Genomic DNA, 8,180 nt, shown 5'->3' with positions numbered 1-8,180 from the left:
GAAGACCCGACGGAGCGTGTGGAATCAGTCGAAACGGGCGGCAAGCAGGACGATGTCCTCGCCGCCGGCGGCATCCGGGCCTTCGGGGAGCAGCCGCGCCCGTCGCCGGTGCTGTGCCCGTCAGCGGTAGTACGGGTACGGCGGGTACACGTAGCCGGGGCCCCAGAACGGCGGGAAACCGTAGTGGGTGTACACGCTGTCGTAGTAGCCCGACTCGTCCGCGAGCTCGGGGTCGTACTCGGGGGCCTTGCTGACCTGCTCCTGGGACGAGCCGATCTGAACGTAGTCGTCGGCCACGTGGGTGACTCCGTCGACGGGGATGAACGTCTTCTTCTCCCCCATCCCGAGGAACCCTCCGTGTTCCACCAGCAGGAAGCGGACCTTGCGCCCCTCCTCGTCGATCAGGAGGTCGCCGATCTTGCCGAGTTCGTCCCCTGCCGTGTTGACCACCTTTCGGCCGCGGACGTCGTGCTCGGGCGCGGCGACGGTCTGGTCGGATTCGGAGATCTTCTTGAGCGTCGGGATCGGGCCTGTCGTCATGGCGAACGGCTTCCCTTCGTGGTGGGCTGTCGTCTTTCCGTGACCGGGTGCCACTCCTGGTGCGGATCAATCACCGATCCGGCGGGCCGTCGGGTGCGCAATCGCCCGCCGCCGCGACCACCGGCCGGGGCGTTGCCGCTCGCCCTCGCCGCCGACAGGGAAGCAGCGCTTGTCATCGGCGCCGGGGGTCCCAGCGTGAGGTGAATCGGACACCGGCCCGGGACCGCGCCGTGCGCGGTCCCGGGCCGGTCACCGCGCACCGGGCGCGACCTATGCCACGACGGGCGCCGCCTCCGCGCTGTGCACCTGCTGCCGTTCGAACTGCGTGCGGTACAGCTCCGCGTAGCGGCCATCGGCCACCAGGAGTTCCTCGTGGGTGCCGCGTTCCACGATCCGGCCGGACTCGACCACGAGGATGAGGTCCGCGGCCCGGACGGTGGACAGCCGATGTGCGATGACCACCGCCGTCCTGCCCTCCAGCGCCTCCGCGAGCGCCTCCTGAACGGCGGCCTCGGAGGTGTTGTCGAGATGGGCGGTCGCCTCGTCCAGGATGACGACGCGCTGCCGGGCGAGCAGCAGCCGGGCGATGGTCATGCGCTGGCGCTCGCCGCCGGACAGCCGGTAGCCGCGTTCCCCGACCACCGTGTCCAGGCCGTCGGGCAGGGATCGTACGAGGTCCTCCAGGCGGGCGCGGCGCAGGGCGTCCCACAGGTCGGGGTCGTCCGCTTCCGGGCGGGCCAGGAGCAGATTGGCGCGGACGGTGTCGTGGAAGAGGTGACCGTCCTGCGTGACCATGCCCACGGTGTCGCGCAGCGAGGCGGCGCTCAGGTCCCGGACGTCGACGCCGCCCACCCGCACGGTGCCCGTGTCGGTGTCGTAGAGGCGCGGCAGCAGTTGTGCCACGGTCGACTTGCCGGCGCCCGAGGACCCGACGAGAGCGACGGTCTGCCCGGCTTCCGCGCGGAAGGAGATGCCGTGCAGCACCTCGTCGCCACCCCTGCGGTCGAGCGAGGCCACTTCCTCCAGCGAGGCCAGGGAGACCTTGTCGGCGGACGGGTAGCCGAAGCGGACGTCGTCGAATTCGACGGGCACCGGTCCGCCGGGAACCGTACGCGCGTCCGGCCTCTCCTCGATGAGGGGTTTCAGGTCCAGGATCTCGAAGACCCGCTCGAAGCTGACCAGCGCACTCATCACCTCCACCCGTGCCCCGGCCAGTGAGGTGAGCGGCGCGTACAGGCGGGTCAGCAGCAGCGCCAGCGACACGACCGCGCCCGGCTCGAGGGCACCGCGCAGCGAGTACCAGCCGCCGAGGCCGTAGACAAGGGCAAGGGCGAGGGCGGAGACCAGGGTCAGGGCGGTGATGAACACCGTCTGGGCCGTGGCGGTGCGGACGCCGATGTCCCGGACCCGGCGGGCGCGCTCTGCGAACTGCTCCGACTCCTCCTCCGGACGGCCGAAGAGCTTGACCAGCGTGGCCCCCGGGGCGGAGAACCGCTCGGTCATACGGGTACCCATGGCCGCGTTGAGCGCGGCGGCCTCGCGCTGCATGCGTGCCATGCGGCTGCCCATGCGCCGGGCGGGAATCACGAACACCGGCAGCAGGACCAGTGCGAGGAGGGTGATCCGCCAGGACAGGGTGAGCATCACCGCGAGTGTGAGCACCAGCATGACCAGGTTGCTCACCACGGTGGACAGGGTGTTGCCGAAAGCCCGCTGGGCGCCGATGACGTCGTTGTTGAGACGGGAGACGAGCGCCCCCGTACGGGTGCGTGTGAAGAACGCGACCGGCATCCGCTGCACGTGGTCGAAGACCGCTGTCCGCAGGTCGAGGATGAGTTCCTCACCCAGCGTCGCCGACAGTCTCCGGCCGAGGACGCCGAGTGCCGCCTCCACCACCGCGATCAGCGCGATGAGCAGGGCCAGCCGGACGACCGTGCTCTCGTTGCCGTCCGACACGATCGTGTCCACGACGCGACCGGCCAGGACCGGCGTGGCGACGGCGAGCAATGCCGTCGCGGTGCCGAGCAGGACGAACAGGGTGAGGCGGCGGCGGTGCGGCCGGGCGAAGGCGCCGATGCGGCGCAGTGTCTCCTTCGCGAAGGGGCGGTGCTCCTCCTGTGCGTTCATGACGCTGTGCAACTGTGTCCACGCTGTGGTTTCGATGCTCATGGAAGAGAACGTAGAACCTCGACCATTCTTGAGGTCAAGGCCGGCTCCTCATCCGCTCCCGGTCCACCTGCCCGACCCACGCGGCCCGGCGGTCTGCGCTTCGGCCGCCCGGCTGCCCCGAAGACGCCGGCGCGCGATCGCCGGGCGCCCACCTGGTCCACGGCTTGTCGCCGCACTGCGCGGACTCACCCACAACGCTTCGAACCGCACACGGTGATACGCCGTCCGAGTGTCCGACGGCGGAGAAGCACTCCGCCTCCGGCGCTGTCACCGTCCGCCGGCCCACCGGGCGTCGCCGCCCAGCCGGGTGGGTGTGTCACGCGGTTGGTGTTCGCCGCTGCCGGGTCGGCATGAACCGGACAGGGCTGCCGGGCACCGCCTGGGCGGCCGCCGGCAGGCGGTCCTCGGGTACGACGCCGATCACCGGATAGCCGCCGGTGGTCGGGCAGTCGGCGAGGAAGACCACCGGTTTGCCGTCGGGCGGCACTTGGACGGCGCCCAGCACCATGCCCTCGCTGGGCATTTCGCGGTGCACGGCCCGCTCGAGAGCGGGCCCGTCCATCCGCAGCGCGATGCGGTTGCTGCGGGAGGAGAGGTGGAAGGGGGTCGTGGCAAGGGTGTTGATCGCACGGGTGGTGAACCAGTCGTCCCGCGGGCCGAGCAGTACGGGCAGCACCAGTTCCTCGGGGGGTGCCTGCCACACCACCGTGTCGGCGTGGGCGGGTGAGCCGGTCGGGTCCCCCACGGGCAGGGCGTCCCCGCGTCCGAGAGGGGCCGGGCCGAGGCCGGAGAGCAGGTCCGTGGAGCGACTGCCGAGCACAGGGGGTACCGCGATGCCTCCGCTGACGGCGACGTAGCTGCGCAGGCCCTTGGTGGCCGCGCCCACGTCGAGGACGGCACCCGGCGGCAGGCGCACCGGGCCCGCCCACGCCGCCGGTCGGCCGTCGACCCGTACCGGCGCAGGGGCGCCGGTCACGGCGACGACCACGGGCAGAGTGGTGCGCACGGCCACCCCGGTCAGTGTGGTTTCCAGTGTTGCCGCTTCGGCGGAGTTGCCCACCAGGCGGTTCGCCAGGCGGTGTGCCGGCTGGTCCAGTGCGCCGGATCGCGGTACGCCCAGGGCGGCATGACCGAATCGGCCCAGGTCCTGGACGGTGGTGAGGGCGCCGGCCCGTAGGACTTCCAGTCTGCCGCCGCTCATGCGATGTGCCTTTCGGCTTCCGTTGCTTGTGCGGACCCTTCTCCGCGGTCGGGTCCGGACCCCTGTGGGACGAACCGCACCCGCGTGCCGGGGGTCAGCAGTGCCGCGGGTTCGCGTTCCATGTCCCACAGGCGCACGTGGGTCGTTCCGATCAGTTGCCAGCCTCCGGGGGACGCTCGCGGATAGATACCCGTGTAGGGGCCCGCGAGCGCTACGGAGCCGGCAGGCACCGAGGTACGCGGCGCGGCGTGGCGCGGCACGTGGTAGGTCTCGCCGAGACCGGTCATGTACGCGAATCCCGGGGAGAAGCCGCAGAAGGCCACTCGGTGTTCCACGCCGCTGTGGATGCGTGCCACCTCGTCCGGGGTGACACCCCACAGGTCGGCGACGGCGTCGAGATCGGCGCCGTCGTAGTCCACGGGGACCTCCACGACGGGTCCGCTGCCGGGCACGAGCGCGGGCACGGACCACCGGCGCAGCTCCGCTTCCAGGGCGTCGGTGTCGGGGACACCGTAGAGGAGGACGGTCCTTTCCCCGGGCACGATCTCACGCACCGCCGGCAGTGTTCCCGTGTCGCGGCGGCTCAGGAGCCGAGCGTGCCATGCCTGGGCCTCTTCGGGAGTGTCCAGGTCGACGAGGAGGGAGTCCTGCCCGACCGGTCTCAGTCTCATGCGAATGCCTCCAGTCCGACTCCGGCCGCCTCCAGAGCCGCGCGTACCCGCTGGGCCAGTCCGACCGCCCCGGCGGTGTCCCCGTGCAGGCACAGGGAGCGTGCGCGCACGGGCACCGAGGCTCCGTCCGTGGCGGTGACACGGTGCTCTCGTGCGAGGGTGACGGCCCTGCGGGCGACCTGTTCGGGGTCGGTGATCACCGCGCCGGGAGAGGTTCGGGGGACCAGTGTTCCGGCCGGCGTGTAGGCGCGGTCGACGAACGCCTCATCGACCACGGGGAGGCCGACGCGGCCGGCCTGTGCGTGCATGGCGGAGCCGGGCAGGCACAGCACGGGAAGCGAGGGGTCGGCGAGGGCCGTGCCCGCAGCCACGGCGGAAGCCTGCTCATGGTCGGACACCACGCGGTTGTACAGAGCGCCATGCGGTTTGACGTAGGCCACCGCCGCTCCGGCGGCACGGGCGAACACCTGAAGGGCACCGATCTGGTAGGTGACCTCGTCGGCGAGTTCCTTCGCGGGTACGTCCATGGCGCGGCGGCCGAATCCGGCCAGGTCCCGGTAGGAGACCTGGGCACCGATCCTCACCCCTCGTTCGGCCGCGATGTCGCAGACCCGGCGCATGGTGCTCGGGTCGCCCGCATGAAAACCGCAGGCGACGTTGGCGCTGGTGACGACCGCCAGCATGGCCTCGTCGTCGGTGAGGACCCATCGCCCGTAGCCCTCGGCAAGGTCGGCGTTGAGGTCGATCACGATGTCCGTCATCGGTGGTTCGTCTCCTTGGCACAGTCCGCTCGGCACGAGGTACCGCAGCCCTTCGCCCGAGGCGGTGGTCCGTGTCCCGGGCCTCTGTGATCAGCATGCACCCCCGTGCGTAAGTGATCCCGAACGAGAGGCGCGAGGCGATCAGGGCCTTCTGCGATGCGCGGCCGCAGGCCCGGTACCCGGGGGCATCGCCCGGCCCTGCCTCGGCCGGAGCGCCTTGCGGGGGTCGGGGCCCCTCGGTGGGCGACTGCAGTCATCAGCGGTCCTTTCGTCATGAACCGTCCGTCCACGCGGCATGACGGCCGGCCCATGACAAGCGGGGCGGTCTCCGTAGCCCTCTGAGGAGCATCTGGTTCTGCCCGCTTCAGGCTGCGGGCCCTCCCTCGGCCACATCACAAAGATAGAGGATCGTTGAACAATCCGACAAGGACTCTGTTGTTTCGTCCCACGGTTTCCGGTTGACTGGGGAACAGCGCAGGAACGGCCTACGGGAGACCGCCGGACGCCGTCGGCCGGATCAGAAGGATGGAAGCCATGACAGCCGAGGTCGACCCGTCCGTGCTCGTCGGCGACCGCGCGCTGCTCGGGCGCTCGAGCACGGCCGACCGGGTCACGGACATTCTGCGTGCGCGCATCGCGGAGGGGTACCTGCCGCCGGGGAGCAAGCTCTCCGAGGACGCCGTCGGCAGGGCGCTGGGGATCTCCCGCAACACGCTCCGAGAGGCGTTTCGCCTGCTCACTCACGAAGGACTGCTCGTCCACGAGCTCAACCGCGGCGTCTTCGTCCGCATGCTCACGGTGCAGGATGTCACTGACATCTACCAGGTGCGCAGGCTCATCGAGTGCGCGGCCGTGCGCTCTCTCGGGGTGCCCCCCTACGACCTGAGCCAGGCCGAGGGCGCGGTCGCCGAGGGCGAGAAGGCCGCGGAGGAAGGCTCTTGGCTCGCATTGGGCACGGCCAACATCCACTTCCACCACGCCGTCGTGGCCCTCGCCCACAGCAAACGCCTCGATGAACTGATGCGGCGTGTCCTGGCCGAACTGCGCCTGGTCTTCCATGCCATGGACAATCCGCGCAGTTTCCATGAGCCGTACCTGGCACGCAATCGGGAGATCCTTTCCGCACTGAAGGCGGCGGACAGGGTCAAGGCCGAGCTGCTCCTGGCCTCCTATCTCGACGACGCCGAGAAGCAGCTCGTCCAGCAGTACTCCGAGAGCATGGCCGGCGACGAAGGCGGCTCGCGGCGGTAGAACGGCAACGGGCCACGGACGTCGCACCCGTGCTTCCGAGCACTGCGCCACGGTCGGCACGCTCCTGCGCGGGTCAGCCCACAACGCCCGTCGCGCGCAGGATGTTGAAGACACCGAGTCCCGTCGCCACGAGCATCACCACGCCGCCGAGCACGTTGCGTGTGAGGCTGTTCCGGTGGTCACCGAGCAGGTCGCGACGGTTCATCACCACCAGCAGGAAGACCGCGACGATCGGCAGCAGCAGCCCGTTGGCCGCCTGGGCGAAGAGGATCGCGGTGACCGGGCTCTCGCCGAGCACCGCGAAGACCGTGCCGGCGATGAGCACGAGCGCCCACGTCGCGCGGAACCTGGCGGCCTTCAGGTCCGGCTTCCAGCCCAGCGCACCGCTGACCGCGAACGCGGCCGCGAGCGGCGCGGTGATCGCACTGGTGAGTCCGGCGGCGAACAGCCCCAGCGCGAAGAAGGTCTGGGCCCACGACCCGAGCAGCGGCTCCAGCTGAGCGGCCATGTCGGCGGCGCTCGCCACACCGAGCCCCTTGGTGAACATGGCCGTCGCCGCGGTGGTGACCACGGCGAGCGTGATGAGACCGCCCAGACCGATGGCGAGGTAGGTGTCGCCGCGCGACTCCTTCAGCGCCTCGCCGACGGACACGTCCTCGGGCCACTTCTGCTGGACGGAACTGGCGTGCAGGAACAGGTTGTAGGGCACAACGGTGGTGCCGATGAGCGCGATCACCATGAGTGTCGAGCCGCTCGGCACAGACGGAACGAGCCCGCCGAACAGGTCGCCCACATTCGGCCGCACGATCACCGCCGTCGCCACGAACACCACGCTCATCAGGACGACGAGGGCGATGATCGCCCCTTCGATCAGGCGGTAGGTGCCGGTCAGGAGCAGAACGAAGGCCACAACGCCGACCAGCCCGGCCCATATCCGGGGCGACACCCCGGTGAGAGCCTCGAGCCCGAGGCCGGCACCGGTGAGATTCCCGGTCTGGAAGGCCGAGTTGCCGAACGCGATGGCGACCACGACCAGGCCGATGGCGCCGTATCTCACGGAGGGCTGCCGGAAGGTCGTACGAAGCGCCTCGCCCAGACCGGCCCGGCTCACGATGCCGAGGCGGGCCGACATCTCCTGCAGAACCATCGCCGCACCGACGGAGAACGCCACCGCCCACACCAGCGCGAACCCGAAATCCGCACCGGAGATGCTGGCGGTCGTGACCGTCCCCGGGCCGATGAACGCCGCGGTGACCAGCAGCCCCGGTCCGAATCTGCGGGCCCTGCGGTGGACAGCTGGTCCCCGCCCCGCCGGGTCCCCTTGTTCTGCCCGGTCCGCCTGGCTGTCGACTTCACTCATGGTGAGCTCCTTCGCCGTCTGCGCTCGACACCTGTTCCGCAGGCTTGCTGTGCGAACAAAGTAGGGATTGTTGAACGATCCTTCAAGAGGGCGAGAGCCTTTCCATGCTCAACACGACCTGACGAGCCGTGCCGCGAACCGTGAGGCGATGCCTGCCGGTCGGCGGCGACACGCAGCAGGCATCCGGGACCGGCCACGCCTGCGTGGCAACGCAAGGAGACTCCGGG

The 8,180-nt window shown here is 70.4% G+C and carries 7 protein-coding genes; 1 reads left to right on the top strand and 6 read right to left on the bottom strand.

The window, feature by feature from the left end; all coding sequences use genetic code 11:
- Window positions 1-120: 120 nt before the first annotated feature.
- From AB0903_RS04280 to AB0903_RS04260, 5 genes are all read right to left on the bottom strand, one after another.
- Window positions 121-540, bottom strand: coding sequence for a PRC-barrel domain-containing protein (locus AB0903_RS04280; RefSeq protein WP_366698824.1), 420 nt, complete (start codon window positions 538-540; stop codon window positions 121-123).
- A 270-nt stretch (window positions 541-810) separates the two neighbouring features.
- Window positions 811-2,709 carry an ABC transporter ATP-binding protein gene (locus tag AB0903_RS04275; protein WP_366698822.1) on the bottom strand — a complete coding sequence of 633 codons (1,899 nt, stop codon included), beginning with the start codon at window positions 2,707-2,709 and terminating at the stop codon, window positions 811-813.
- Between the two features lie 316 nt (window positions 2,710-3,025).
- On the bottom strand, window positions 3,026-3,910 hold the full coding sequence (locus tag AB0903_RS04270; RefSeq protein WP_366698820.1) for a biotin-dependent carboxyltransferase family protein: 885 nt from the start codon (window positions 3,908-3,910) through the stop codon (window positions 3,026-3,028).
- Window positions 3,907-4,581: an allophanate hydrolase subunit 1 gene (locus AB0903_RS04265; protein ID WP_366698818.1), complete on the bottom strand. Its 675-nt coding sequence runs from the start codon at window positions 4,579-4,581 to the stop codon at window positions 3,907-3,909. The genes AB0903_RS04270 and AB0903_RS04265 overlap by 4 nt, the downstream gene beginning before the upstream one ends.
- Window positions 4,578-5,342, bottom strand: coding sequence for a 5-oxoprolinase subunit PxpA (locus AB0903_RS04260; RefSeq protein ID WP_366698816.1), 765 nt, complete (start codon window positions 5,340-5,342; stop codon window positions 4,578-4,580). The genes AB0903_RS04265 and AB0903_RS04260 overlap by 4 nt, the downstream gene beginning before the upstream one ends.
- A 534-nt stretch (window positions 5,343-5,876) precedes the next feature.
- Here AB0903_RS04260 and AB0903_RS04255 point away from each other — a divergent pair.
- Entirely contained in the window at window positions 5,877-6,593 is a 717-nt protein-coding gene (locus AB0903_RS04255; protein ID WP_366698814.1) for a GntR family transcriptional regulator, read from the top strand.
- 73 nt (window positions 6,594-6,666) lie between these two features.
- On the opposite strand, the gene AB0903_RS04250 is transcribed toward AB0903_RS04255, so the two are convergent.
- Window positions 6,667-7,953 (bottom strand): Nramp family divalent metal transporter, encoded by a 1,287-nt coding sequence (locus AB0903_RS04250; protein WP_366698812.1) that lies wholly within the window; start codon window positions 7,951-7,953, stop codon window positions 6,667-6,669.
- Between the last annotated feature and the right edge of the window lie 227 nt (window positions 7,954-8,180).

The organism is Streptomyces sp. NPDC048389, assembly GCF_040706335.1.
In the GTDB taxonomy this organism is placed as follows: domain Bacteria; phylum Actinomycetota; class Actinomycetes; order Streptomycetales; family Streptomycetaceae; genus Streptomyces.
This window is presented reverse-complemented; position numbering and strand designations above follow the sequence as displayed.